Here is a 26,155-nt window from a genome sequence, read left to right as displayed (position 1 = left end):
CATCTCATCAGCCTGCGTGGCTCAGCAACTCACTCCACCGCTGCACCACCAACTCGGTGTACAGGTCGGCGGCTATGTCGTACGCGCCGAGTGCGTAGCCGTCATTGGCCTCGATCAGTGCCGTTTCGCCAGTAGCCAGCACGCCGAAGTCGATGCCGTACGCCCTCGGCGCATTTCCGGAACCGTGGTATGCGGTGATTGCGGACACTGGACGGGAATACCGCGCCGCCCCAGACCTTCGGCCAGCAGCGGCTCCTCGTGCCGCATCGGACCCGATCCGGCGTGCTGCAAGAACGCGGTGGTGATCATCACCTCCTCGATCATGCACCATCATCAAGCGCGTCGGCGAGGACCGCGAGAACGAGAAGCACGGTGCTGGCCCCAGCGCCCATGAGCCGATACGTGGCGTGATTGCGGTGGGGGCTGGGAAATTCGGGGCGCGCGTCATCGGTCATCGCTCCGAACGCACCCGGGTGCGTGTCATCACCGAAAAGTAACGCAAGCAGGCGAGATATGGTCCACAAAGCCACAATTCGCCGTCGTTGTCACGAGACGATCGCGCGCCCTGCGGATTTCCGCGACGTCGTCGGCGACGCTTCGTCTTGCCCGGTGCGCCGAATGCAGGGAGTTCGGCGCACCAGGCCATCGGTCCGCGTCACGCCGTGACGAACCGAGTCTCCGCCGCGCCGGTTGCCGCGAGGTGTCGACGGCGGCTCGGCATCAGCACGGTCGGGTGGGAGACGCTCCAAGCCGCGCCCGCGCAGATGAATTCCTTGATGCGAGCGGCGATCCGGCCCGTGATGACGGTGGGTGTGACCTGATCATCGGGGGTCACGCGCTGCACGATGCCGTCGCGGCGTCCGAGGCTGACGCACTGCAGGGTATAGCCGATCGGGGTCTCGGGAATCTTGCGACCGGTCAAGCGCGCGGCGAGAGCGTCGGCGGCCTGCCACGCCATAGGGCTGGCGGTGGCGCAGGCCATCCGCAGTGGCTTACCGCCCACTCCTTCGGCGAATGCGGCGTCGCCGACGGCATACACATCCGGATGCGAGATCGAGCGCATGGTGCCGTCGACGACGATCCGCCCGGTATCGGACACCTCCAGGGTGGTGGCTGCCGCAATCGGGTGCACGGTGAAACCCGCGGTCCACACGGTCACCTGCGCCGGGATCTCCCCCGCTGCCGCGGTGACCACACTGTTCGCTTCCACCCGCGTGATGTCGGCATGCTCGTGGACCGTGATCCCCAGTCGGTCGAAGGTGCCGCGCAGGTGGCGCTGGGCCTTCTCGCTGAGCCAGTCGCCGACCCCGCCGCGGGCCGCGATCGCCACCTCGAGGTCGGGATGGGCCTCGGCGATCTCGGTGGCCGCTTCGATACCGGTCAGGCCGCCGCCGACGACCAGCACGGTCCCGCCCGGCGCCAGCTCGGTCAGGCGCGCCCGCAGTCGCAGCGCGGCCTGCTTCCCCGCGACGTTGTGGGCGTACTCGGCCACACCGGGGACGCCGTGGTCGGCGACGGTGCTCCCGAGGGCGTACACGAGGGTGTCGTAGCCGAGGGTCTCGGCGCCGCTCTCGCCGGTGAGATCGACGGTCTTGCGGTCCACGTCGACCGCGGCGACCCACGCCGTCTTGACCTGCACGCCGGTGCCCGCGTAGACGTCACGCAGCGAGCGACGCGGCAGATCCTGCCCGCTCGCGAGCTGGTGCATACGCACCCGTTCGACGAATTCGGCGTCGCCGTTGACGAGGGTGATCTCGACGTCGTCGCGGTGCAATCGCCTGGCGAGGCGACCGGCGGCGGTCCCGCCGCCGTATCCGGCTCCGAGGACGACAATGCGGTGCTTCATGGCTTGCTCCTATCTGGGTTGCGCTCACCTCCTGAACCGGACAGCCGCGCGATCCCTGACAGGGAAAGGGTGTGATGTGAGTCACCAGACCTGCGCGAGGGGGCGGCGCGAAGCCTCCGCCGCCCACTGGCGGGTGATGCGTCCCAGTTTGTCGGGGTTGACCTGGAGGTGGATCGCCTCGACACCGTCGGCGGTCGCATCGAGGCAGACGACGCCGACGACCCGACCATCGACCTCGAACAACACGGCGGGACCGCCGTTGACGACGGCGGCGTAGGCGACTGGGCGGCCGCCGACGATGGCTCGCTTGGCCTCGGTCGGCCGGAACAGGCCGCGCAGGTATCGCGCGACACCGAGCGCACCGATGACCGGGGTCTTGCGGGCCGCGACCCGGCCACCGCCGTCGGCGATGCCGACCGCGTCGTCGGTGAGCATCCGGATCAGCGGCTCGGTGTCGCCGCTGAGCGCCGCGGCGAGGAATTCCTCGACGAGCTTCCGCGCGGCGGCCGCGTCGACCTCGGTGCGGGACCGGCCGGTGGTGACATGCTGCTTGGCACGCCGGTAGACCTGCTGACAGTTCGACTCGGTCAGATCGAGGATCTCCGCGATCTCACGATGCGAGTGACCGAACGCCTCACGCAGCACGTACACCACGCGCTCGTTGGGCGACAGCCGCTCCATGAGGGTGAGCATCGCGAGCGAGACCGACTCGCGCTGCTCGACGGTGTCGGCCGGACCGAGCATCGAGTCGCCGGTCAGGACCGGCTCCGGAAGCCATTGCCCCACATAGGTTTCTCGCTTGGCACGCGCCGAGGTGAGCTGATTGAGGCACACATTGGTGAGCACCTTCGTCAGCCACGCCTCGGGCGTCTCGATCCGTTCCCGGTCGGCCGCATGCCACCGCAGATACGTGTCCTGCACCGCGTCCTCGGCATCGCCGGCCGACCCCAGCAACCGGTAGGCGATCGCCTCCAGGCGACCCCGGCAGCCCTCGAACAGATCGGCTTCCCGCGTACTGAGCGGCATCGCTCCATACTCGGCCATGCGCCCAGCCCCCGTCCACCCTGCCCCCGATCGCCCGGCGCGCAATCGTGCTGCAGCGTCCTCGATCGGTGAGGCAAACGTTACTCAGGCCTGGGATCGTGAATCGTGAGAAGCCGGAACTGCGGCTCGCAGCGGAGCCGAAGGCGAAGTTCGCCGAAGATGCCCAGTGACGGGAGCAACCATGTACGACCTTTTCGCCCCGCACGGGAACCTCGCCGAGACAGCGCGCCGGTGATGTCCGATTCGGAGTTGAATCCCGCCGCGGTCGAGATCGGGCGCTTCTTCCCGCAGCCGCCGGGCGCCGTGTGGCGGGCACTGACCGAGCCGGATCTGCTCGAGCGATGGTTGATGCGTTCGATCGGGTTCGGCGCCTCGGTCGGAACGCATTTCATTTTCGTGGTACCTACGCAACCGACCGGCAAGATCGCATGCGAGGTCCTGGCGGTACGGCAGAGTGAGCAACTGACCCTCAGCTGGGTCGATCTGCGGGCTCGGTATCCCGCGCGGTGGGTGGTCGACTGGGTGATCCGGCCGCAGGGCCGTGGCACGCGACTTCTGCTGACGCAGACAGGCTTCGATATCTCCGACCGCCGACAGCAGATGGCCCGCAACGTCATGGAGCGGGGCTGGACGATCACCCTGTCACAACTCCACGAGGTGCTCGACCAGGTCGGAGCATAGGGTCGCCGGGGTCGTTGTCGAGGTCGGTGCACAGTGCGGTGAGCGCGGAGTGCAGGCCGTGGGCGAGCGCGGTGATGGTCGCGGGATTCCACAGTGGTGCGGCGTAGCGGATCTCGCCGTGGATGCCGTCCGGTTCACCGCGGGCGCCGACGGTCTCTCTGAGTTGGATCAGGATCTCGAATTCGGCTCGCTGGGGCGGTAATTCGCGCAGTTGGACCTCGATGTCCCCGGCGCGGCCCGCCACCGGGATGTCGCGGAAGAAGGTGGTGACGATCTGGGGCAGCGGCCGGTCGGGGCCGGTGTGTGCGGCGACGGATCGCTCGAACGGGTATCGCTTGTTCTCGTGGGCGTCCAGGACTCGATCGCGGATCTGGTCGATCAGTTGCCTTGCGGTGGGTGCGGTGGTGCGGTCGGCGCGGATCAGCACGATGTCGGCGGCGCAGCCGAGCATCGTGTCGAGTTCGGGGCGATCGCGTCCGCTCAGCGCCGTGCCGATGACCAGATCGGGCCCGGCGCCCAGGTCGGTGAGCGCGTACACCAGGGCGGCGTGCAGGACGGCGTAGGTGGTCGCACCGCAGCGGCGGGCGGTGTCCAGCACACCGGCGTGGGCGGACGCGTCGAGGGTGAACGGCAGTGCCGCGGCCGGATATCCCTCGGCGGTCGTCCTCGGGTGGTCGACGGCCAACGGCGGGCTGTATTCCAATCCGGCGAGCGTGTCACGCCAGTACCGAGCTTGGGCGGACCGGTCGTCGGCGGGATCGCCAGCGTGGTCGCGCAGCCACCGGGCGTAATCGGCGAACTGGACCGGGGGCGTCGGCCAGCCGGGCGCCGCACCCTCGGCGCGTGCGAGGTAGGCGAATTCGAGTTCGCGCAGCAGCAGCGCCAGCGACTCGGCGTCGCCCGCGCAGTGATGCAGCACCACGAGCAGGACGTGATGGCCGGGCGTCAGCCGGTACAGCCGCACCCGGATCGGCGCCTCGGTGAGCAGCGTGAAACCGCGGGCGATCTCCCGTTCCAGCGACCGGTTCAGGTCCTCGACGTCGGTGACCTCGCGGTAGTCGACGTGGTCCGGGTCGAAGGCCGCGACCCGCTGGACCGGCCCGGCAGCGGTGAAAGGCAGTGTGGTCCGCAGTATCTCGTGCCTGCGCACCACATCGCCGACGGCCGCCCGCACGGCCGCGTGGTCTAGTTGCCCGATGAGATCCACGGCGGCGGGCATCAAATAGTCGGCCGCGCCCTCGCTGAGATAGTTGACCGTCCACAGCCGCTGCTGGCTCGGCGCGAGCGGAAGCGCGGCGTCCGGCGCGGAGGCGCTACCGTCGCTCTCCCGATACGCGATGCCCGCCGGTTCTCGGTCGATGGCGGTGGGATCACCGTCGCGCTCGGCGATGCGCCGTTCCAGCGCGGCGACGGTGGGTGCCTCGAGCAGATCGCGCAGGCTCACGACGACGCCGAAGGCCCGGCTCGCCGACGCAGCGAGCCGGATCGCCGCCAACGAGTTTCCGCCGATACGGAAGAAGTCGTCTGTCACGCCGATCCGCTGCTGTCCGATGGCATCGGCGAAGAGCCCGGCCAGGATCTGCTGGCGGGGTGTCCGCGGCGGATCCGCGGCCGCCGAGGCGGGCATGGTCAGCGCTTGGCGGTCGATCTTGCCGTTGACGGTGAGCGGCAGCGCGGGAATCTGCACGATCACGGCGGGCAGCAGGTAGGCCGGCAGGACTCGTGCGAGCCGGGTCCGCAGGACTGCGGTGTCGATCGGCTCGGCGGCGACGACGTGGGCGACCAAGGTCTTGCCCGCCGCCATCCGATGCGCCGTGACAACCGCCGCGGTGACCCCGGGCACGGCGCGGATCGCGTGTTCGATCTCGCCTGGCTCCACGCGGATGCCGTTGACCTTGACCTGCCGGTCACCCCGGCCGAGGAACCGCACCGCGCCGTCGGCGCCCCAGCTGCCCTGATCGCCGGTGCGATACATCCGTGATCCCGGTGCGCCGAAAGGATTGGCGGTGAAAGCCTTCGCGGTGCGGCCGGGCATCCGGTGATATCCCCGCGCCAGGCCCGCGCCGGTCAAATAGATCTCACCGACCATGCCCGGCGGCACCGGCCGCAGCAACGCGTCGAGAACGAGTACCTCGGTGTGGTCCACCGCTCGGCCCACCGGAATCGCCTCGTCGGGCAGCGGTCCGCTCGGAATCGAATAGGCGGTGGCGTACGCGGTCGCCTCCACCGGCCCGAAGATGTTGACGATGGAGATGCCGGGAGCCGCCGCGCGCATCGCCCGCACGGTATCGAGAGCCAGGATGTCACCGGCGCTCGACAACGTGCGCAGCCGCGCGAGGCTTTCCGGGATGTCGTCGACCAGTACCTGAAAAAGCCCGGCCGCCAACAGCATCGCGGTCACCTCCCCCGCCCGCAGGACGTGACGGAAGTCCTCGGCCCCGAGCCGGTCCGGTGTCGCGATGACCGCGGTGTGCCCCTGCAACAGCGGCATCCAGAGTTCCCAGACGACCATGTCCCAGGCGTACGGCGAATGCATCAGCATCCGTGCGTATTCCGGGCCTGCGGCGATTCGGTCGATCGCGCGCGTCACCATCGCGCGGTGCGTGGCGAGCACGCCTTTCGGCGCGCCGGTCGACCCCGAGGTGAACATCAGCCAGGCCGCCGCGTCGGCGGGCACCGAGTCGACCGGTGTGGTCAGGACCGGCCCGTCGGACCGCGCCACGGCGCGCACCAGCGCATTGTCGTCGAGGACGAGTTCGGCGCCGGTGTGTGCCAGCGTCCACGCGACACGGTCGGGCGGATCCTGCTCGTGCAGCGGGACGCAGATCGCGCCGAGCCGCATGAGCGCCAGCGTCGCGACGACCATCTCCGGAGTGCGCGGCAGTCGCACACCGACCGGCGTGCCGAGGCGGACGCCGTGCCGAGACGCGAGATGGTAGGCGAATCGTTCCGCGTGAAGCGCCAATTCGCGGTAGGTGATGTGCTTCCCCTCGTACCAGAGTGCGTTGCGTTCGGGGAACCTGCGCGCGACCGAATGGAAGACCTCCGCGATACCGCGCTCGGTGGCGCCCATCGGATCCTCGTGCGGGCTGCGCGAGACAACGGGAGGTGTCCTTGTGAGCCGCCCGGCGGGTGTGTCCGCCGCGGCTGCGGCGACCTCCTTCATGGCGGTCAGGAAGCGGCTGTGCAGGCTCGCCAGTGCCGCCGCATCGCACCGATCAGCGGTGGTGTCCATATCGATGCGCGGCGGACCCTCGCCGAGGTAGACGCCGATGCCGAATGCCTCGGTGGATCCGGTGGATACCGGGATCAGAGTGGCGAGCACGTCACCGAAGTGGATGTCCGGGGGAATCGGCAGGATGTTGAGCGTAGGGCCGGTGATCCGATGGTCGCCGCCCGGTGAGGCACCGTCGGCGAGCAGGTCGAATCGCCGATAGTGCTGGTGGCGCAGCACCGTTCGCAGCTCCGTCTGCGCCGCCCTGGCGAGCGCGCCGATGGACGCGCCGGGGTCGACCTCGAGTCGTAGCCCGACGACGTTCGAGGTCATGCCGAGCGCGCGCCAGGATCGTTTGGCCGGTACCGGCAGGCCGAGGACCACGGTCCGCGCACCCGAGTCGGCGTGCAGCAGAAGCGCGGTGGTGGCGGCCAGCAGCGCGGGCCATTCGACGCCGAATCGTTCTGCGGCGCCGATGAATTCCCGCCACTCGTCGTCGGCTGGACAACCGGAATGCCGGAGGGGGCCGGGCGCACCGGTGGCGACGGGCGGGTGGGCGAACATCGGAGCGTCGGGCAACCCGGCCAGCCGTCCGGACCAGAACGCGCGGTCGTCGGCGAATCGGCGCGAGGCGCGATACCGCTGATCCTGCTCGACGTACGCGGCGACGGTATCCGCGACGTTCGGCGCGGGTTCGCCGGCGAGCAACGCGGTGTACGCGCGGGCCACCGCCCGGATGAAAGCCAGCGACGCGCCGCCGTCGAAGACGATGTGGTGGGCGCGGATGCCCCAGAGCTGGCCCGCCGCACCGAGATCCAGCAAATGGTGTTCGAAGAGCGGTGCGACGTTCAGGTCGAAGGAGGGCGGCGCGGCGCGCAGGTACCCGAGCGCCGCCGCGACGGGATCGGATTCGTCACCGAAATCGCCTCGGCGCAAAGGCCATTCGGCACACTCCTCGACCACTTGCCGTGGTTCCGGGCCCTCGGTGTCGAGCCGGACGCGCATGGTCTCGGCGGCGGCCACCACACTCCGCAGCGCGCGCTCGAACAGGCTGGGATCGATGCGGCCGCGCAGGTGGACGTAACCGTCGACGAGATAGCGATGATCGGCTCCGTACAGGGTGGTGTAGGCCCAGATCTCCTGCTGCGCGACGGTCAGTGGGTAGTCGGTCCGGCGATCCGGCGTCTGTGTCATTTCACTCCGTTCGCGCCGTCGGCGGGCAGGGTCGCGAGCCGTTCGAGTTCGGCTTCCAGCCGGGTGATCACCCGGCGCGGCATATCGTCGGCGAGCAGATCGCGGTGCCAGTTCAGTGCCACCGTCAGCTGTTCGCGCGGCCACACGGTCGCGGTGAGCGGGAACAGGGTGATCTCCCGCGACCGCAGGTCGGTCAGCACCAGGTCACCCACCGTGATGGGGGTCGGCGCGATATCGACCGGATACGACTCGAAGACCAGCAGGGTGTCGAACCAGCCGCGCACGGGAACGCCTGCCGCGTCTTCGATCTCGGCCAGGCCGAGATGGTGATGGTCGAGCAGCGCCGCCTGTTCGGCTTGCACCGCGCGCAATCGCGCGCCGATCGGCTGGTCGTGGCGGCGGCGCACCCGCACCGGGACGGTGTTGATGAACGAGCCGACCATGGCGTCGATGCCGGGGATGCTCGCGGGCCGCCCGGAGACCACCGTGCCGAACACGACGTCGTCGTTGCCGGTGAGATCCCCCAGCACCGACGCCCACGCGTACTGCAGGACGGTGTTCAGCGTGACGCCGCAGGCGGCGGCGAAGCGGGACAGCGCGGCGGTCCGCTCGGCCGTCAGCGCCACGACGTGTTCGGCGTGGGACCGCGCCGGATCGCGCGGTGCGGCGCCCGGCGCGGCGACGAGGGTCGGCGCGGCGAGATCGTCCAGGGCAGCCCGCCACGCCGCGGCGGCGGGTTCGCGGTCTTGCGCGGCCCGCCAGCGCAGGAACGTGGCGAATCCGTCGTCCACGTCGCCGGGCGCGTCCGCGTCGAGCGCGAAGGCGCTCAACAGGTTTCGCATCAGGATCGGCGCGGACCAGCCGTCGAGCAGGAGCCGATGGTTGGTCACCGACAGCACCCATCGTCGCTCTGCTGTCCGGATCAGCAGGAACCGGATGAGCGGCGGCGTCTCCAGGTCGAACGGGCGCACCTGTTCCTCGGCCAGGATGTCGTCCGGGTCTGTACCGTGCTCGCGTAGGTCGACTTCCCTGACCTCGATCGGCGCTGCCGCGGTGACGAGCTGACGCCACCGGCCGCCACCGTCGCGGACGAAAGCGGCCCGCAGCGACGAGTGCCGGTCGACGACGTGCTGGGCTGCGGCGCGCAACCGTGCGAGATCGGGGATTCCCGTGCAGGTCAGCACCACCTGGAGAGTGTGGATCTCCGGCGCGGCGGGGTCCGAGGGTGCGAGTGCGGCGAATTTCTCCTGGATCGGTGTGAGGGCTCGGATATCGGACAACCGGCCGTAGCGGCGCTCCCAGCGGTCGATCTCGGACTGACGCAGACCGGCGGGCGCGAAATCCGAGGGTGTCCACCCGCCCGCGGCGGGATCGGCCGCGTGCCGCGCGAGGGTGCGCATTACCGTCCCGAACAGGTCGGCGAAGGCGCGAACGCGGTCGGGTCCGATCAGGCTGTCGGGGAAGGAGAAGCCCGCCGTGAGCCGATCGCCGAGCACGGCGGTGTCGATCGCGAGGGACGCGTCGGCAGGCAGTCCGGAGTCGACCGGATGCGGCGCGTTCGTGAGCGCGGCGGGCAGCCACGGGCCGTTCGCCGCGGAGACCGCGCCCAGATAGGTGAAGGACAGTTGCGTGGTCTCGGCGGGCAGGTCGGCGCCCGTGCCGAAGTAGCGCAGCGGTCCATAGCCGATGCCGCCTCCGGGCACCGAAAGCATCTGTTCCTTCACGGTTTTCACCGCATCGGCGAGGGCGGATCCGCCCTCGATCGCGTCTGCGGTGTCGATTCCTTCCAGATCGAAGCGGCACGGGTAGGCGGCGGTGAACCAGCCGACCGTGCGTGAGAGATCGGCGCCGGGTACGAAATCGGTATGCCTGCCGTGGGATTCCATCCGGATGGGGACCACCGGGCAGTGATCGCCGCGCCACGCGACCATCGCGACGGTCACCGCGGTCAGCAGGATGGTGTTGGTGTCCGTGCCGTAGCGCGGCGGCAATGCCGTCACGACGGCGGAGGTCGTCGCCTCGTCGAATTCGAGGACAATGCGACGCATCGTGGACGACACATCGATACGCGGGTCGAGTGGACGATCGGTGAACAGCGGATCGGGCCCGCGCAGCAACGCTCGCCACTGATCGACCTCGGCGAGATGCTGTGCGTCGTCGGCCTTTTCGCGCAGCGCGTGCGCCCACCGTCGCACGGAGGTGCCCCGAGCGGGCAGGCGCGGCGACCGGCCCGACTCCACTTGCGCCCACGCCGCGACGAAGTCCGGGATCAGGATGCGCCAGGAGACGCCGTCCACCGCGATGTGGTGGATCACCACAACGAGGAGACCACCGTGTTCTCCCGCACCGCGATCGAGCCAGACACAGTGCAGCACGGCTCCGTTCGCCGGATCGAGGCGGTCGATCGCGGTTTCTGTCTCGCGGGTGAAGGTCGCCGCCACTTCGGCGTCGTCGGCGTCCGAGATGTCGACGCGGCTCAGTACCGTAGCCGGTTCGAAGGATTCGGGGGCGTCGGCGAACAGCCGCCACTCGCCGCCTGCGTCGCGGTACAGCCGCGCGCGGAGCATGTCGTGCTGGTCGACCACTGCTCTGAGCACGCGCCGCAGCGTGGTCGCGGTGATGCCCGCGGGCAGATCCAGCACCATGTGCTGGGCGTACCGATCGAACGACACACCGCCGGATTCGGCGCGCTCGATCAGCGCGAGCACGGCCGGAGTCGGCGGCATCTCCCCCACACCGCCACCTGGAAGTTCGGCGAGCACACGCCGCTCGGGCGCACCGGTGGTGGCGACCGCGGCCAGTCCGGCGACCGTGCGCTGTTCGAAGACTTGTGCGGGGGTGAAGTACACGCCCCGCGACTTCGCCCGGGAGACAAGGAGAATGGACATGACGCTGTCGCCACCCATGGCGAAGAACGATTCGTCGACGCCCACCCGCTCCCGGCCGAGCACCTGCGCGAACACCTCGGTCACGGTCCGCTCCACCGGTGTCGACGGCGCACGGTACGGCGTGTGCCACGGCGCCGGTTCGGGCAGCGCCGCCCGGTCCACCTTGCCCGCCGCCGTGGCGGGGAACGCGTCGAGCACGACGATGTCGTCGGGGATCATGGCCGCGGGCAGGGTGCGGGACAGCTCCGTGCGCAGTGTGTCCGCGGCGCAGACGGCACCGGCCACCGGGACGACGTAACCGAGCAGCCTGCCGTCGGAACGCAGCGTCGCCACCGCCTGGGCGACCGTGGCGCACGCCGAGAGCGCGGCCTCCACCTCGCCGAGTTCGATGCGCACGCCGTGGCGTTTGACCTGGAAATCGGCTCGTCCCTGATATTCCAGCAGTTCGGTCGCCGCGTTCCAGCGCACGATGTCGCCGGTGCGGTACAGCCGCGCGCCGGGCGCGAAGGGATCGGCGACGAAGCGGTCTGCCGTGCGGGCGGGATCGCCGTGATAGCACCGCGCCAGTTGCGTGCCCGCCAGATACAGTTCGCCGGGCAGCCCGTCGGGGACGAGGCGTAGCCGGGCGTCGAGCACATACGCCCGCGTGTTCGACGCGACCGATCCGATCGAGATCGACACCGAATCCCGCACGCTCACCGGATATCCCGTGACCGCGCCGGTGGCCTCGGTCGGCCCGTAAAGGTTGTGCAGGCGCGCGGGGGTGGCCGCGCCGAAGCGCTGCGCCAGGGCAAGTGTGAGGGTTTCCCCGATGGTCAGCACGCGGCGAACGCAGGCAGGGAAGCCGGACACCACGTTGAGGTGATTGCTCAGTGTGGAGGGCACGAACTGGAGGGTGGTCACCGTGTGCGCGGCGATCACCCGGGTCAGTTCGGCCGGGTCGGTGTGCGCCGACGGCGGCGCGATGGCCAGCGTCGCTCCGATACCCAAGGGCCAGAACAGCTCCCAGATCGAGACGTCGAAGGTGACCGGTGTCTTCTGTAGCACTGTGTCGGTCTCGTCGAGGCCGATGTGCTCGCTCATCCACCGCAGGTGATCCACCACCGCGGAGTGTGGCACCGCGACGCCCTTGGGCACACCGGTCGAGCCGGAAGTGAACATCAGATACGCGAGATTGCCTGGGCGCAGTGGAGCGTGTCGCTCGGTGTAACGCAGTGGTGTGCCGTCGTCGGCCGTGTCATCCGGTTCGCCGAGGTAGTGGACTGGCGCGGCGTCGGTGATGAATCCGTCGTGCCGTGTGCTCAGCACCAGCACCGGCCGGGCCACCGTCAGGATGCGGTCCAGCCGCTCGGCCGGATGATCCGGTTCCAGCGGCAGATAGACGCCCCCTGCTTTCAGCACCGCGTACACCGCGACGATCGCCTCGACCGACCGCGCCATCGCCACACCCACCACGGTGTCGGGGGCGACTCCCTGCCGGATCAGGCTGCGCGCCAGACGATTCGAGCGCGCGTCCAGCTCACCGTAGGTGACCGATTCCGCGCCGCACACCAGCGCGATCGCATCGGGCGACCGGCGTGCGACCGACTCGAAACCGGTCAATGTGGTGGCGTGCGGGTCCCCGACGCGTGCCGGGCCGCCGCGGCGCATGATGCGCGCGCGTTCCTCGTCGGTGGTGAGATCGACGCGGGCGATCGGGGTCGCGGGTGCGGCGCCGAGTCGGGCGAAAAGCCGTGTGAACACCGGCAACTCGGCGTCGGGCATACCGATCCGCCAGCCGTCGTCGTCGTGAACGGCGGTCGGACAATCCCTTTCGGCTGCGCCGGACATACGCTGCCGCAGCAGCGCACCGACCTGTGCGGTGATGGCGCGGAAGTCGTGCCGCGCCATCACCGTCACGCGGATCTCGACCGCGGTCGTACCGGACCGGTAACCGACGGTCACCTCGGCCGCGCCCGTGCGGCGATGGGTGTACACCGCCAGCGCGGCCAGCACGACCGCCGCTGTTCCGCCCCCGCTGCGCCGAGCGAGCGGACCGAGTCCCGGCGGCTGCTCCAGCGGGTAGTCGAGTGCGCTCATCTCACGGGTAGGCATGGAATCCCCTTCCCGACTTGCGGCCCAGATGTCCGTCTCTGACGAGCCCGGCCAGCGCGTCCGGCACGCGATAGCGACCGTCGCCGGTGGCATCTCGCAGCACGGCGAGGGTGTCGGCCACGTTGTCGAGGCCGATCAGATCCGCGGTGCGCAAGGGTCCCATTCGATGCCCGAGGCAGCCTTCGAACAAGGCGTCGACCGTGGCGGCGTCGGTACCGGATTCGGTGATCGCGGCGGCCTCGGCGATGGCGAGCATGAGCACCCGGTTGATGACGAATCCGGGACCGTCGCCCACCACGATGCCGCGCTTGCCGAGTGCGCCGAGGAAGTCGAGCGCGGTGGCCAGGGTGCCGGGCGCGGTGCGCGCGGTGGTGATCACCTCCACCGCCTCGGTCAGCGGCGCGGGATTCATGAAATGCAGTCCGAGCATCCGCTCCGGCCGGCCGGTGCGGGCGGCCAGGTCCGCGATCGAGATGGCCGAGGTGCCCGAGGCGAACACGGCCGAGGGTGGGCACGTCCGGTCCAGTTCGGCGAACACTCGGTACTTGAGTTCGACTCGCTCCGTGACGGATTCGATGACCAAAGTGGCATCGCGCAGATCCTCGACGCGCTGCGACCACCGGATACGGTCGATGATCTCGGAGATCTCGCCCGGGCGCGGACCCCGGCCGAGCAGCACGCTCGAACGCAGCGCCGCGCGGATACTGCGTCGCGCGCGTTCGGCGGCCGCGGGGTCGGGATCGACCACGGTGACGGGCATACCCGCCTCGGCCACGCACTGAGCGATGCCCGCGCCCATTGTGCCCGCGCCGACCACGCCGACCCGATGCTGTGCGGTCACGGGTGGATCTCCTGTTCGTCCATGAATGCTTCGATGCCGAGCACGGTGTCGTGCACCGGCTCGTCCGGTCTGTCGAGCGCCGCCCTCGCGAGCGCGACGAGGTCGTCGGCGATGGCCTCGGCCGAGGACCGGTCGAACAGCTCGGCCGCGTAGTGTAGATGCAGCTCGGCGGGGTGGCGCGTCCACGAGACAGCGAGTTCGATCCCGTTGTCTCCCAGGGTGACCGGCGCGCTGCCGAGGTACCGCAGTGGCGCTGTGCCGGTGACCGATGCTGGCGGATTGTCACGCAGGTTTCGCCATGTGGTGTCCGGGCGGACGGTCACGACGACGTCCCGCGAACCCTCTGGTGCATCAGGCAGGCCGATGCGCAGCCGGTCACCACCGCTGTACCAGCCGAGCAGCACGGCGTAGGCGTCGAACAGCGCGGCGTCGTAGCGCTCCGCCTCATCCCTCGCTAGATCGATTGCGCACGTAATGGTTTCGTGGTGGTATGCGGCGTCCTCAGTGCGTGGACGATCGGTGGGAATCGACGTCGTCGCGTCCGAGTCCCGCTGCGGTCCGGTGACCAGCGCCTCGATCGGCGGCGCGGCGGTGTTCGCCGTCATCGCCGTCAGGATCTCCAGGAAGGCGTCGCCGAGCGCGGCCGCCGTCTGTGTGGTGAACAGCTCGGTGCTGAATTCGAGGCACGCGCCGATATCGCGCGGGACGTCGTCGGTGTATTCGAAAGTCACCAGCGTGAGGTCGAATTTCGCCGTGCCGGTGGGCAATCCGCCGAATTCGTTGCCCGCGGCGTGATCGAGATCGAACAGTTCCGCGCCCGCCTCGTCGATCCGCTCCATCCGTGGCGTCACCTGGTGGATGTAGAGCACATCGAACAGCGGGGTCCGCGACAGGTCACGCTGCGGCGCCAAGGCGTTCACCACGCGGTCGAAGGGGATCTCCTGGTGTTCGAGCGCACCGAAGACCACCGAGCGCACCCGGGTCAGCAGATCCGGTAGCGCCGCATCGGCGGTGAAGTCGGCGCGCAAGGCGACCGTGCTGTTGAAATAGCCGATCAGATCCTGGAATTCGCGTCGGCCGCGTCCGGTGGTCGGTGTGCCGACGACGATGTCGCGTTGCCCGCTGTACCGCGCGAGGGTCAGATAGAACGCGCTGAGCAGGACGACGAACAGCGACACCGATTCGCGGCCCGCCAGCGCACGCAGATCGGTGAGCAGCGCTGCCGGAATGGTGAACGGATACAGGTCGCCGACATAGGTTTTGCGGGCAGGTCGTGGGAAATCTGTGGGCAGCCGCAGCACTGGCGCGTCGGCGAGTGTGCTGCGCCAGTAGTCGAGTTCGTGGTCGAGCGCCGAACTCGCCAGCAGCGCGCGATGCCAGGCCGCGTAGTCGCGGTAGCGGATGGGCAGCGGAGGCAGGCGGTGCGGACGGCCCTCGCGCCGTGCGGCGTACAGCTCCGGCAGTTCGCGGCCGAGGATCGTCGGCGTCGCACCGTCGGTGACGGCGTGATGGCAGGTCAGTTGCAGCACATGGGTATCCGGCCCCACGGTGATGAGCACTACCCGCAGCAGGGCGTCTTCGGCGAGGTCGAACGGTTCGGTGGCGGCGGCGTGCACGAGGGCGCGGGCAGCGGCGAGCGGATCGGGTTCGGCGGAGACGTCGACGCGCCGGAAGTAGTCGTCCAGCCGATCGCGGATGCGCAGCACCGCGGCGCCGTCCACTTCGGCGAAGTTGTACCGCAGGGTCTCGTGGCGCTCGACCAGGTCGTCGAAGGTGCCGTGCAGCGCGTCCAGGTCGATCGGTCCGCGCAGCAGCTGGACGACCGGGTAGTTGTACAGGGTCGTGCGCGGATCGAACTGGTGGTGGAACCACATCCGTTCCTGCCCCGAGGACATGACGGGTTCGTCGTGGGCGACCAGCGCCGGAATCGGCGCGCGCTCGCCGTCGCCCGCGCGCCCGGTGGTGAGGAGTTCGGCGAAGTCGGCCAGCCGCGGGCGCTCGTAGACGTCGAGCAGTTTCGGCCGGAAACCGTAGGTCTCCTCGATCCGGTCCACCAGCTGTACCGCGATCAGCGAATTGCCGCCGAGGGCGAAATAGTCGGCGTCCTCGTCGATCTCGTCATCGGTGTACAGCAGTTCGGCGAGGGTTCGGCGCAACCAGCGCACCGGATCGGAGTGGTCGTGCGACGTGGTGGGCGCGGCAAGCGCGGGGGCGGGTGCCTGGGTACGGGGCAGATCGACCCAGCAGCGGGATTCGCGCATCGGATGCCCCGGCAACCGCACCCGCCGGGCACGGACGGGCGCGACGGCCGACCAGTCGAGATCGACACCGTATTCGTACAACCGGCCGAGCAGTTCGTCCAGATCGGCGGTATCGGTTGCGGCGGAGACGATCTCGGCTTCCGGCACGGCATCGGCGATGAGCGCGGCCAGCTTGCCGTCCGGGCTCGGTTCCACGAACACCACCGGCCCCTCGGCCATGAGGGTCCGTACCGCGCCGAGCAGCCGATCGCCGTCGATGGTGGGCGGCGCGGCGGCGAGTTCGGCCGGGTCGATCCGTTCGCGGGAGCCGAGCAGATACCGGGCGGCGAATCGTGACGATCCCGCGCTCAGCAGTGCCGCCAGCGGGATTCCGCAGGCGCTGAGCCGCTCGTGCACCGCGAGCTGCCCGGCGAGCACCGTCGCGGTCGCGCCCGTGGCGGGCAACTCGGCGGGCAAACCGGTGGGCTGCCCCGCGGCGGTATCGGCCTGTGCCGGTGCGACCGGGACGGCGTCGGGAGACAGCAACAGCACCACACGCGGCGCGGTCGGCGCGCGGTGCACGCGCACCGCGGCCTTGTCCAGCGCCTCGGCGAGTTGCGCTGTGTCCGAGGCGATCACGGCGACTCGGTGCTCGTAATGGTCGCGACCGAGTGTGAGTGTCGCGGCCACTTGGTGCAGCGAGGCGTCGGTGATGCGCACCGCCTCGGCGAGCCGGACGCACAGCTCGCTCAGCGCCTCGGGTGTGCGCGCGGAGACGCCGATCAGCCGGGCGCGGCGCGACGGGGGCTCGGTGGGAGCGGGCGGAGCCTGAGACACCACGCAGTGCGCGATGCTGCCACCCAGGCTGAACGAGCTGACTCCGGCGGCGCGCACCGCGTCACCGGTCCACGGACGGCTCTCGGTCAGCACTTCGATGCCCGCGGCCGCCAGGTCGAATCCGCCGGTCGGACGGGTGAAGTGCAGCGAAGGGAACAGCTGCGCCTCCGACACGCTCAGCACCGCCTTGACCAGACCAGCGATGCCCGAGGCGTGATCGAGATGACCGATGTTCGTCTTCACCGAGCCGATGGGCAGGCCGGGACCGCCGCCGAAGACGGTGCCGATCGATTCCAGCTCCACCGCGTCACCGAGCCGCGTGCCCGAGCCGTGGGTTTCGAGGTAGCCGGCGTCGCGCGGGTCGAGTCCGGCGGCCTCCCACGCCTTGGCGATCACGGCGCTCTGGGCGGTGGCGCTCGGGGTGCTGATGGTGGCGGCGGCCGCTCCGTTGTGCCGGGTCGCGCTGCCGCGGATCACGGCGTGGATCGGGGCGCGGTCGGCCAGGGCCCTGCCCACCGTGGTGAGCAGTAGTATCGCGCCGCCCTCGCCGTTCACGGTGCCGTCGGCGTCGGCATCGAAAGCGCGGCAGACGCCGCTGGGCGACATGATCTCGGAGAAGGTCACCCCACCCCAGGACGGGGAGCCGTGCACCCGCACGGTGACACCGCCCGCCAGTGCGTAATCCGCGTCACCGCAGCGCAATTCGCGGCAGGCCTGGTGCACCGCGACGAGCGCGCTGTTGCAGCCGCTGTCGACGCCGAAGCAGGCGCCGGTGAATCCGAACCGGTGCGCGATCCGCGCCGGGCCCGCGAAGGTGGCGTTGCCAAGCAGGCTCAACGGACCCGGATCGACCGCGGCGGAGTGATAGCTCGACTGCGCGGCGCTGAGCGCGACGGCGGTGACCGCCCGGGACAGGCGGTCCGTGGTGTATCCGGCGTCCTCGATCGCGCGCTGGGCCAGCACCAGGGCGAGCCGCTGCTGCGGATCGGTGACGCACGCCTCCCGGCGTGAGAGACCGAAGAAGCGATAGTCGAAGCCGTCGATCTCGGCGAGGTGCCCCATCGGCAGGTACGTGACAGTGTCGTCCAGGCCGGTGGCGGCGATCCGTTCGGGCGACATCGGCCCCACCGAATCGCGGCCCGCGGCCAGGTTGGCCCGGAATTCCGCGAGGTCGGCGGCGTCCGGGAAACGCGCGCCGATGCCGACGATCGCGATGTCGGTGTCACGCGCGAAGGCGATGTCATGGGTGCCGGGGTCCGGCAAGGCGTGCTCCTGAGGGGTCACAGCTCGAAGGCTCGAGTGGAGACGGGTACGGAAGATGCGGCGGACTCCGCGAGTGCGGCGGCCACGGTGACGCTCGCCGCGAGCGCGTCGGCCTGGTCGCGGATCGTGCGCAGATCGAACAGCTGCCCGACCCGGACCAGACCCGGACGGTGCTGCTCCAGCAGCAGATGCAGCATGACCACCCGGTGCGAGTTGCCGCCGACCTCGAAGAACGAGTCGTCGAGATCGAAGTCGCCGTGTTCGAGGGCGGTGGACCACAATTCGGCCACCTCGCGTTGCCCTGGCGTCCAGTCGTGGCGCGACGGCCCAGGCAGCGGCGGATCGTCGGCCCGAGCCAGCAGGGCGGCTTCGTCGAGCTTGCCCGCCACGGCGATCGGAATCGTGTCGATTGGTACGAAACGGCTCGGCACCTCCAACGGCGACAGCCGTTCGGCGCAGTGCCGAGCCAGCTCTCGGCGACCAGGCGGTGTGGTGTCGGCGCCGGGCACGACGAACGCGACGAGTTCGGCGATCTCGTCGCGGCCGGTGCGGACCACCGTCACCGCGTGCGCGACCCCAGGGTGGGTCTCCAGCACCGCCTCCACCGCATGGCGCTCCACCCGCGCGCCGCGGATCTGCACCTGACCGTCGGCGCGGCCGAGGTAGTCGATGTTCCCGACGGCGGTGAGCCGCCCGAGATCGCCGGTGCGATACATCCTCGCGCCGGGCTCGGCGGCGTATGGGTCGGCGACGAAACGGGTGGCGGTCAGCCCGGGACGCGCGGCGTAGCCGAGGGTGATCTGATCACCGCCGACATACAGTTCGCCGACGTCGCCGTCGGTCAGGGCCGTCAGCTCCGGTCCGAGCACCCGCGCGGTATTGCCGGGCAGCGGTTTTCCGATGGGCACGGTCGCGGCATCAGTGACGACGTGCCACACGCAGGTCACGGTCGCCTCGGTGGGGCCGTACTCGTTCATCAGCACGGTGCAGGGAAGCAGTTCGCGATGCCGGGCGGCCAGCGACGGGGACAGCGTCTCCCCCGCGAGGGCGACCACCGTCGGCGCGGCGGGCGCTTCGGCCAGCCGGGGCAGCAGCAGCCGGTAGTAGGACGGCGTCGCGACGAGATGGCTGACCCGATACCGGGCCGCGAGCGCACCGATCGCTGCGGCGTCCAGCAGTTCCCGGTGGGTCGGCACCACCACGGTGCCACCCCGGGTGAGCGCCCACGGACCGAACAGCAAGGCGGCGTCCGCGGTGAGCGGACAGGTCGACAGGGTGACCAATTCGCCTTCGGTGCATGGATAGTCGCGTCCGGAGATCATCGCGGCGAGGTTGCCGCGGCTGACCACGACGGCCTTGGGAGCGCCGGTCGATCCCGAGGTGGTGATGACGTAGGCGGGCGCCGTCGCGGGCGGGGGTGCGGGCAGCGGGCCGGTCGGCGAGGTCGCGCCCAGCGGAACCAGAACGGGCCGGTTCGACGCGGGCGCGAGCAACGCCTCCACCTCGTCGCACGAGGTGTGTGGCGCGCGTTCGTCGAAAATTACCGTGTTGCAACGCAAGTCGTCGACAAGCGCGCACAGTTGTGCGCTCGCCCGCCCCGGCTCGACGAGACACCAGGCCGCTCCGGCGCGCAGCGCGGCCAGCATCGCCACCACCGTCCACGCGTCCTGCCGCAGCAGACACAGCACCACGTCGCCGGGACGTACCCCCGCCCCGACCAGGCGTCCGGCGAGATCGGCTGTGCGGCGGTCGAGTTCGCGATAGGTGAGGGTCTCGCCGCCGGAGATCAGCGCGATCCGATCCGGGAACTCGGCGACCCGGCGCAGCAGACCGCTGATCAGATCGCCCGGCGGCGTCGGCGCATCCGCCGAGCGCACGAGCACGTGGGCGGTGTTCGGCACCGCGGTTCGTCGGTCGTGGCCGAGCAGCACGCGTTCCGGGTCTTGTTCCAGCACAACGAATCCAGCGAAGCGCAGCGTCACGAGCATGACCCGATTGACCTTGGTCGGCACGAATTCCGCGACGCAACGCTGTCCGCGTGCGCTCGCCCGGTCGATCAGGTGCGCCAGCAGCGCGCCGCCGACCCCGCGCGACATCACCCGGCAGGACATGAGCATCAGCACCAGCACCGAGTCCTGGCCACGGAATTCGGTGACGACGAGCCCGATCGCGCCGTACTCGCCGAACCGATCTCGCAACGTCGCGATCAGCACTTCGTGCGTGGCGGAGGCGCTCAGCTCGCGCAGCTGCTCGATGTCGAAAGTACGGCCGGTCGTGTTCAGCTGGTGGGTGCGCACCGTGAGTTCGTGTGCGCGTTCGAGATCCGCCTCGCGGGCCCGGCGCACGGTCATCACCAGCCCGAGGCCGAGCAGGAATTCGGCATTCGAACCGGCGAAGGACTGCTCGCTGGTGCGTCGACGCGCTTCGGCGCGGTAGCGCTGCCTGCGTTCGCGCGCGTCCCGGGTGACGACCGCCGGGCGGAACTCCGCGAGCCCGGGCAGCATCGACAGATCCTCGGCGGCGTAGCAGCGGACCTGCGGCAGCGCGGACGCCACCTCGGCGCGTTCGACCGGATCGTTGTCGACGAAGGCGATGGCGTCCAGCCCGATGTTGAGCGTCTCGGAGATCCGGCGCACCGCTTCGGATTTGGCGTCCCAGCCGATCTGCGTCGCGCAGAACATCTCCTCCAGCCCGTGCGCCGAGAGATGCGCCAAAGCCGGAGCGGGCTCGCCGCGGCTCGCGATCGCGTGCACGATGCCGCGTTCGTCGAGCAGTCGAAGAGCCCTGCGGGCTTCCGGACGCGGCGCGTGGGCGTCGCCCTCCAGCACCACACCGTCCCACAGCGTGTCGTCCAGATCCCAGACCAGGCATTTCACTATCGCGTGCACGACGACGCCCCTTCGAGATCGTGGTCGGGCAGACGGCGCAGCAGGCTGGTGCTCCAGGCGGCGACCGGACTGCTGTTCAGCAGCAGCACGTGGTCCCCCGGTGCGCGCGTCCGCGCCGCGAGGTCGAGGTTGACGAGCATGTCCATCGAGCCGAGGTGGCCGAATCCGGCGAGATTGCGCCGACAGGCCGGATCGATGCCGATGCCGAGCGCCTCCTCCCAGAAGGCGAACGCGCCTGCCGACAGATTCTGCATCACCACCGAACCCATATCGGCGAGCCGTAATCCATTGCGGGACAGCACGTCGGCATTCATCGCCGTGAGACGTTTGCGGCTCTCGACAGCGAGCCGGAAGCTGTAGGCGGTCTCGTCGGTACAGGTCTCGCGCCACTGTTGCCAACGCACATCGCGGTAGTCGATGCGGAACAGGTCCGCGTAGCGGCCGTCGCTGCGCACCTCGTGGTCGACCAGCTGATAACGGCCGCCGCGCCCGGTGCCGAGCACCACGGCCGCGGCTCCGTCGCCGAGGATCGTCATCGGCGCGCGGTAGCGGAATCGTGTCGGCGCGGTCGCGGCGGCCACGACGAGTACCGTGCGGCAGCGTTCGTCACCACGGAGCAGCGCCGCGGCAAGGGTGAAGGCGGCCGAGATCGACACGCATCCGAGCTCGCCGACCCCGGTGACGAAGGCGCGATCCGCGCCCAGCCGATGTTGCAGACGCGTGGCCTCGGAGGCGAGCAGGTAGCGCGGTGCGCGGCCGCCGACGACCAGCAATGCGTCGAGTTCGCTTGCCGTCACTCCCGCGCGTTCGAGGGCGTCGCGGGCCGCCTCGGCGGCGAGGTCGTGTTCCGCGTCGCCCTCGGCGCAGCGCACGGTGTCGATGCCGAGGGACAGCGCGTGCGCGCGCCGAGCGGGCGGCAGTTCCGACAGCTCGCCGAGATCGGCTACCGCGACGGTGGATTCGGGAAAAGCGGTCGACACCGGACCGATTGTGATCGCGGGCATCACCGTCACCTCCCGGCCACTACAGCCGACGCGGCGCGGGATTCCCCGACGGACCGCAGCACGAACTCACCCAGATCCTGTTCGGCGACCTCGCGGGCGCCTTCGATGATCTGCATGATCTTGGCGTCGCGATAGAAGCGCCCCGCCCGGCTGCCGGGGGCACAGCCCGCGGCGCCCAGTATCTGCACCGCGCGGTCACTCGCCGCCGCCGCTGCCGCCGCTGCGGCGTATTTCGCGGCGATGGTGGCGAGCTGCGCGGTCGGCTCGCGGTCGTCACGGTCGCGCGCCGCACGGGTGCACAGCGCCTCCGCGCCCTCCACGTCCACCCAGCTGCGCCCGAGCATGGCGCGCACCGACTGGTGGTCGGCAAGCCGGACATCGCTCTGGATCCGGTCGCGCGCGTGCGCCGCGGCATCGGTGAGGCATGCCCGCGCCATTCCCGTGCAGCCCCACGCGATCGTGTACCTGCCGTGGTCGAGTGCGGTTCCCAGCACGTGAGACAGGCCGAAACCCGGTCGGGCGAGGACGTTCTCGGCGGGCACCCGCGCCGCGTCGAAGGTCAGATGCGCGATGCGCGCGCCTCGCATGCCCAGCTGATCGGTGACCGGTTCGACGTGCACGCCGGGCTGGTCCGTCTCCACTAGCGCGGCGACCGGGCCGTCGTCGGATCGTCCCGCCACCAGCACCACATCCGCCAGCGCCCCGAAGGTGACCCACATCTTGCGGCCCGACACGCAGCGCTCGGGCCCCGCACCGGTGAACCGAGTTGCAATTCCCGAAAGATTGCTGCCTGCAACAGCTTCCGTTGCCGCGAGTCCAGCGACCAACTCACCACCCGTCAACGCGGGCAGCCAGCGCGTGCGCTGCTCGGCGGCGCCCCAGCGATCGACCGTCGCGGCGACCATGCCCTGCACCGTGAACAGCGAGCGCAGCGACGTGCACACCGCGCCCAACGCGGCGGCCGCCCGGCCGATTGCCAGCGCATCCGCGCCGCGACCGCCGTAGCGCGCCGGTCGATCCATGCCGAGCACGCCCGCCTCCGCTGCGGCGGCGACCATCTCGCGGGGCATCCCCGTGCTGTCCCATTCGGCCGCGCCCGCGGCGGCGCGATGCAGCAATGCCGGTAGTTCGCTCACCTGTCCGCACCGAGGTCGGCGGTGGTCCCGCACTTGCGGGTGACGAACGCGGCGGCCCGCCGCGCGGTCCGGAAATTGTCCAGATCCAGATCGTCGATATCGATCTCGAAGTCGAAGGTGCGCTCGAGATAGGCGACGATCTCCAGTGCCCGCAGCGAATTAACCAGGCCCATACCGAAGTAGTCATCGTCCGGTCCGAGCCGGGTCGCCGTGACCGCGCTGAAATGCCGTACCAGCCGCTCCACCAACTCCGGATGTGGTGGGGTGCCTTCGTCGCTCATCTGTTGACCGTCCTCGCCGGATATCACCGCCGGATATCCGGTCGGAAAGCTACCGGCTGGAGGTAAGTCGCGAATGCCCCCAATTCGTCTGCCACCGGTGCCCCGGGATCGGATTTGCTGCCGCGCGTGCACACTCGATGGCACATAGCACGCTCGAGTCCGTCTTACGCTGGAGACCAACGGCTTTCGGCCGCGACGCCCGGCTGGCCGTGTCGGACCACCGCGAGTTGCGACAGCGCGGAGAACGTGAGCCGGGTGCCGACCTACTCGGCGGGCGGAGCTGCCGCCGCGCCGCGAATCCTGAACTCCCGGAACGAGCTCAGCGTCACGCCCGATCCGGAAGGCGCGGTCAGGACTTGGAAACCGGGCAGCCGTGGGCCAGTGGGCTCAGCAGCTGGTTGTTGTCGTAGAAATGCTCGAGCTCGAGGATGCGCAGATCCTCACTGACCCTGGCAATCGTGACGCCGAACATCTCGATCGTCGCTCCGGTGGGCTGGTGCTCCCGGTACGGGCCGTCGTAGCTGCCCCAGTGCCGCCAGCGGAAGCTGACGGTGGGCGGGCCGGACAGCACCTCCAGCACCTCCCAGAAGAAGCCGTTCGGGAAGGCGGTGTGGAAGATCTTGTGTGAGCTTTCGAAGGTCTCGGCTGCGGCCTCATAGTAGGGGTTGTCGCCGATCAGGATGTTGTAGCTCCCGATCCGCGCGAATTCCTCCGCATCCTGCCAGGGGCCGCCGTTCACACGGCCGCGGTAGTGCTCGGCCACCAGCGACACCCATGTCGCCGGATCCTTCTTGTGCGAGACCTCCATCTCGAAGACCCGCACCAGATCCTCGACGATCGCTTCCAGCGATCCCGGTGCGTGTTCGGTGATCCGCTCCCGCGGCACGATCTCATCGGTCAGCCGGTAGTCCGGTGCGCCGTCGCGCCAATCCTCGGCCGCGGCGGCCGCGACCACGGCATCCCGGCCCTGCAACCACAGCGGCGTTTCGTCCGTGGGTGTCGAATCAGTTGCGTCAACTGTCATTTCGGTTCTCATCCCGTTGAAGCTATTGGACGCGAAGACCGTAACAGTCGGTCGATAAGTTGTCGCGGCGGCGCGAAGCATCGCGGATCGCGAATGCTGTTGGGCACCTGCAATATTCGTGTGCAATTCGTGCAAGTCTGTATAGCGGGGCATCATCGTGCAAGGTTGCGGAGAATCCACCGACACGTCGGAGAGCTTCGCTGGTCTTCCCGCACGAACACGGGATGCCTTGGAGGAGCGCAGTATTCGCAAGCGGGATGCTCACGGAAACCGCGGTAGAAGCCACCACCAGTGACTGTCCGGGGTGCCCGCCGGAGGGCGATACCCCGGCCCCGGCGCCACCCACGAAGCCTGCTCCCTGAAGCTCTCGTCGGCCTCCTCCAGCAACTCGACGTCGTAGCCACCGGCGTAGAACAGTGCCGGACCACCGAGTTCGTCCAGCACGAACTGCACCGCGGACCGCAATTCACACGCCGCGGACCAACTCGCCCAACCATCAGCACCGGAACCGCGCGCCTTGTCCGCGGTGGTCTCGATGTAGTTGTGGAACGCCCATCCATTCGACCGGATCAGCGCGACGATCCGCTCACGGAAACCCGCCCATTCCGAGAAAGATTCCGCTTCGCGACTCTCCCGGCACAGCGACGACAGTATCGACATTCCGTCCCAGAAGTACGAATCACGCATCGGAACCATAGTGTCCGCTTCGGATTCCCGGATCGAATTCGCCTCCACGAAGAGTTCGATCACACGCCGCATCCGCGCGGCCGCCGAGGAACGCAGCACTAGCCGATGTCGCGTCGCACGGCCGGATCGGCTTCCGCTACAGCCGATTCCCGCTCGTCCGGTGACGGCTGCGGTGCGGTCCAGCTGCCGAGCAGGCGGATCGCCTCTTCGTCGGCGGCCGTGGCCGGGGTGAAGGTGACCAAGGTGAGATCGGTGTCGCCGGGCACCGGGAAACCGTGGAACAGCAGCGTGATCACCCCGACCACGGGATGGCGCACCCGCATCGTCCCGCTGCCCTTCTCCGCCACCAGGTGCGCCGCCCACAAGGTCGCGAACTCGGGGCTCGCGACGGCGAGTTCACCTACGAGAGCCGACAATTCGGTGTCACCGGGATGACGGCCCGCGGCCAGCCGCAGGTAGGTGACGATCCCTTCCGCCTTCTCGGCCCATTCGAGATAGAACTCGCGGGCGGCTGGATCGAGGAATACCAGTCGCGCGCCGTTGGATTCACCGGTCAGGTCCCAGCCCGCACCGGCGAAGAGGCCGAGACACAGGTCGTTGGCGGCCACCACGTTCATCCGGTGGTCGAGAATGTGCGCGGGCGTTGTCGGCCACGAGTCGAGCAGGCGTTGCAGACCGGGATCGATCCGGGCGCGGTGTTCCCGGCCCGGCGCGGACCGCCGACGGGCGGCCAGCCGGAACAGGTGTGCGCGTTCGGTATCGGTCAGCCGTAGCGCACCGGCGACCGCGTCGAGCACTTCCTCGGAGACGGCGCCGATCCGGCCCTGTTCGAGCCGCACGTAGTAGTCGACGCTCACCCCGGCCGATTGCGCCACCTCCTCGCGCCGCATTCCGGCCACCCGGCGGGTGCCCGACCAGACCGCGCCCGGTTCGGGCATCCGTCGGGCGCGCTGATTGCGCAGGAATTCGCCGAGTTCCCGGTTTCTGCTCATG

The 26,155-nt window shown here is 69.7% G+C and carries 15 protein-coding genes; 1 reads left to right on the top strand and 14 read right to left on the bottom strand.

Annotation, left to right across the window (positions count from 1 at the left end):
* Nucleotides 1–7: 7 nt before the first annotated feature.
* The 3 genes from ACRWNM_RS31525 to ACRWNM_RS31515 form a co-directional block, all read right to left on the bottom strand.
* On the bottom strand, nucleotides 8–208 hold the full coding sequence (locus ACRWNM_RS31525; RefSeq protein ID WP_431971783.1) for an ATP-grasp domain-containing protein: 201 nt from the start codon (nucleotides 206–208) through the stop codon (nucleotides 8–10).
* A gap of 447 nt (nucleotides 209–655) precedes the next feature.
* On the bottom strand, nucleotides 656–1,846 hold the full coding sequence (locus ACRWNM_RS31520) for an NAD(P)/FAD-dependent oxidoreductase (RefSeq protein WP_431971782.1): 1,191 nt from the start codon (nucleotides 1,844–1,846) through the stop codon (nucleotides 656–658).
* 81 nt (nucleotides 1,847–1,927) lie between these two features.
* Nucleotides 1,928–2,872 (bottom strand): RNA polymerase sigma-70 factor, encoded by a 945-nt coding sequence (locus ACRWNM_RS31515; protein ID WP_431971781.1) that lies wholly within the window; start codon nucleotides 2,870–2,872, stop codon nucleotides 1,928–1,930.
* 252 nt (nucleotides 2,873–3,124) lie between these two features.
* Between ACRWNM_RS31515 and ACRWNM_RS31510 the strand changes: the two genes are divergently transcribed.
* Complete coding sequence (locus ACRWNM_RS31510; RefSeq protein WP_431971780.1) at nucleotides 3,125–3,571, top strand: SRPBCC family protein; 447 nt, start codon at nucleotides 3,125–3,127, stop codon at nucleotides 3,569–3,571.
* Here the strand turns inward: ACRWNM_RS31510 and ACRWNM_RS31505 are convergent.
* The 11 genes from ACRWNM_RS31505 to ACRWNM_RS31455 form a co-directional block, all read right to left on the bottom strand.
* A complete protein-coding gene (locus ACRWNM_RS31505; protein WP_431971779.1) occupies nucleotides 3,525–7,979 on the bottom strand; it encodes a non-ribosomal peptide synthetase in 4,455 nt (1,484 codons plus the stop codon). The genes ACRWNM_RS31510 and ACRWNM_RS31505 overlap by 47 nt on opposite strands.
* Entirely contained in the window at nucleotides 7,976–12,961 is a 4,986-nt protein-coding gene (locus tag ACRWNM_RS31500; protein ID WP_431971778.1) for an amino acid adenylation domain-containing protein, read from the bottom strand. Before ACRWNM_RS31500 ends, ACRWNM_RS31505 begins: the two co-directional genes overlap by 4 nt.
* A complete protein-coding gene (locus ACRWNM_RS31495; RefSeq protein WP_431971777.1) occupies nucleotides 12,948–13,802 on the bottom strand; it encodes a 3-hydroxyacyl-CoA dehydrogenase family protein in 855 nt (284 codons plus the stop codon). Before ACRWNM_RS31495 ends, ACRWNM_RS31500 begins: the two co-directional genes overlap by 14 nt.
* Nucleotides 13,799–18,163 (bottom strand): condensation domain-containing protein, encoded by a 4,365-nt coding sequence (locus tag ACRWNM_RS31490; RefSeq protein WP_431971776.1) that lies wholly within the window; start codon nucleotides 18,161–18,163, stop codon nucleotides 13,799–13,801. Before ACRWNM_RS31490 ends, ACRWNM_RS31495 begins: the two co-directional genes overlap by 4 nt.
* On the bottom strand, nucleotides 18,160–21,030 hold the full coding sequence (locus ACRWNM_RS31485) for an HAD-IIIC family phosphatase (protein ID WP_431971775.1): 2,871 nt from the start codon (nucleotides 21,028–21,030) through the stop codon (nucleotides 18,160–18,162). The genes ACRWNM_RS31490 and ACRWNM_RS31485 overlap by 4 nt, the downstream gene beginning before the upstream one ends.
* Nucleotides 21,018–22,034 (bottom strand): 3-oxoacyl-ACP synthase, encoded by a 1,017-nt coding sequence (locus ACRWNM_RS31480; RefSeq protein ID WP_431971774.1) that lies wholly within the window; start codon nucleotides 22,032–22,034, stop codon nucleotides 21,018–21,020. The genes ACRWNM_RS31485 and ACRWNM_RS31480 overlap by 13 nt, the downstream gene beginning before the upstream one ends.
* Before the next feature lie 5 nt (nucleotides 22,035–22,039).
* Complete coding sequence (locus ACRWNM_RS31475) at nucleotides 22,040–23,170, bottom strand: acyl-CoA dehydrogenase family protein (RefSeq protein WP_431971773.1); 1,131 nt, start codon at nucleotides 23,168–23,170, stop codon at nucleotides 22,040–22,042.
* Nucleotides 23,167–23,451, bottom strand: coding sequence for an acyl carrier protein (locus ACRWNM_RS31470; RefSeq protein WP_431971772.1), 285 nt, complete (start codon nucleotides 23,449–23,451; stop codon nucleotides 23,167–23,169). Before ACRWNM_RS31470 ends, ACRWNM_RS31475 begins: the two co-directional genes overlap by 4 nt.
* Before the next feature lie 349 nt (nucleotides 23,452–23,800).
* The gene (locus ACRWNM_RS31465; RefSeq protein WP_067834173.1) at nucleotides 23,801–24,475 is read right to left on the bottom strand and encodes a SnoaL-like polyketide cyclase; all 675 of its coding nucleotides are present in this window, start codon (nucleotides 24,473–24,475) and stop codon (nucleotides 23,801–23,803) included.
* A 261-nt stretch (nucleotides 24,476–24,736) separates the two neighbouring features.
* Nucleotides 24,737–25,162, bottom strand: coding sequence for a hypothetical protein (locus tag ACRWNM_RS31460; protein ID WP_431971771.1), 426 nt, complete (start codon nucleotides 25,160–25,162; stop codon nucleotides 24,737–24,739).
* A gap of 98 nt (nucleotides 25,163–25,260) precedes the next feature.
* Nucleotides 25,261–26,154: a helix-turn-helix transcriptional regulator gene (locus tag ACRWNM_RS31455; protein WP_431971770.1), complete on the bottom strand. Its 894-nt coding sequence runs from the start codon at nucleotides 26,152–26,154 to the stop codon at nucleotides 25,261–25,263.
* Nucleotide 26,155: the final 1 nt, after the last annotated feature.

It is taken from the genome of Nocardia sp. bgisy134 (assembly GCF_965341865.1).
GTDB lineage: Bacteria > Actinomycetota > Actinomycetes > Mycobacteriales > Mycobacteriaceae > Nocardia.
Note: the sequence above shows the minus strand (reverse complement) of the source record. Positions and strands in the feature narration are given on the sequence as shown.

Excerpts from the sequence above, each read along its gene's own strand:
- ACRWNM_RS31520 (WP_431971782.1), bottom strand. The coding sequence starts at position 1,846 with ATGAAGCACCGCATTGTCGTCCTCGGAGCCGGATACGGCGGCGGGACC.
- ACRWNM_RS31515 (WP_431971781.1), bottom strand. The coding sequence starts at position 2,872 with ATGCCGCTCAGTACGCGGGAAGCCGATCTGTTCGAGGGCTGCCGGGGT.
- ACRWNM_RS31510 (WP_431971780.1), top strand. The coding sequence starts at position 3,125 with ATGTCCGATTCGGAGTTGAATCCCGCCGCGGTCGAGATCGGGCGCTTC.
- ACRWNM_RS31505 (WP_431971779.1), bottom strand. The coding sequence starts at position 7,979 with ATGACACAGACGCCGGATCGCCGGACCGACTACCCACTGACCGTCGCG.
- ACRWNM_RS31500 (WP_431971778.1), bottom strand. The coding sequence starts at position 12,961 with ATGCCTACCCGTGAGATGAGCGCACTCGACTACCCGCTGGAGCAGCCG.
- ACRWNM_RS31480 (WP_431971774.1), bottom strand. The coding sequence starts at position 22,034 with ATGCCCGCGATCACAATCGGTCCGGTGTCGACCGCTTTTCCCGAATCC.
- ACRWNM_RS31470 (WP_431971772.1), bottom strand. The coding sequence starts at position 23,451 with ATGAGCGACGAAGGCACCCCACCACATCCGGAGTTGGTGGAGCGGCTG.
- ACRWNM_RS31465 (WP_067834173.1), bottom strand. The coding sequence starts at position 24,475 with ATGACAGTTGACGCAACTGATTCGACACCCACGGACGAAACGCCGCTG.
- ACRWNM_RS31460 (WP_431971771.1), bottom strand. The coding sequence starts at position 25,162 with ATGCGTGATTCGTACTTCTGGGACGGAATGTCGATACTGTCGTCGCTG.
- ACRWNM_RS31455 (WP_431971770.1), bottom strand. The coding sequence starts at position 26,154 with ATGAGCAGAAACCGGGAACTCGGCGAATTCCTGCGCAATCAGCGCGCC.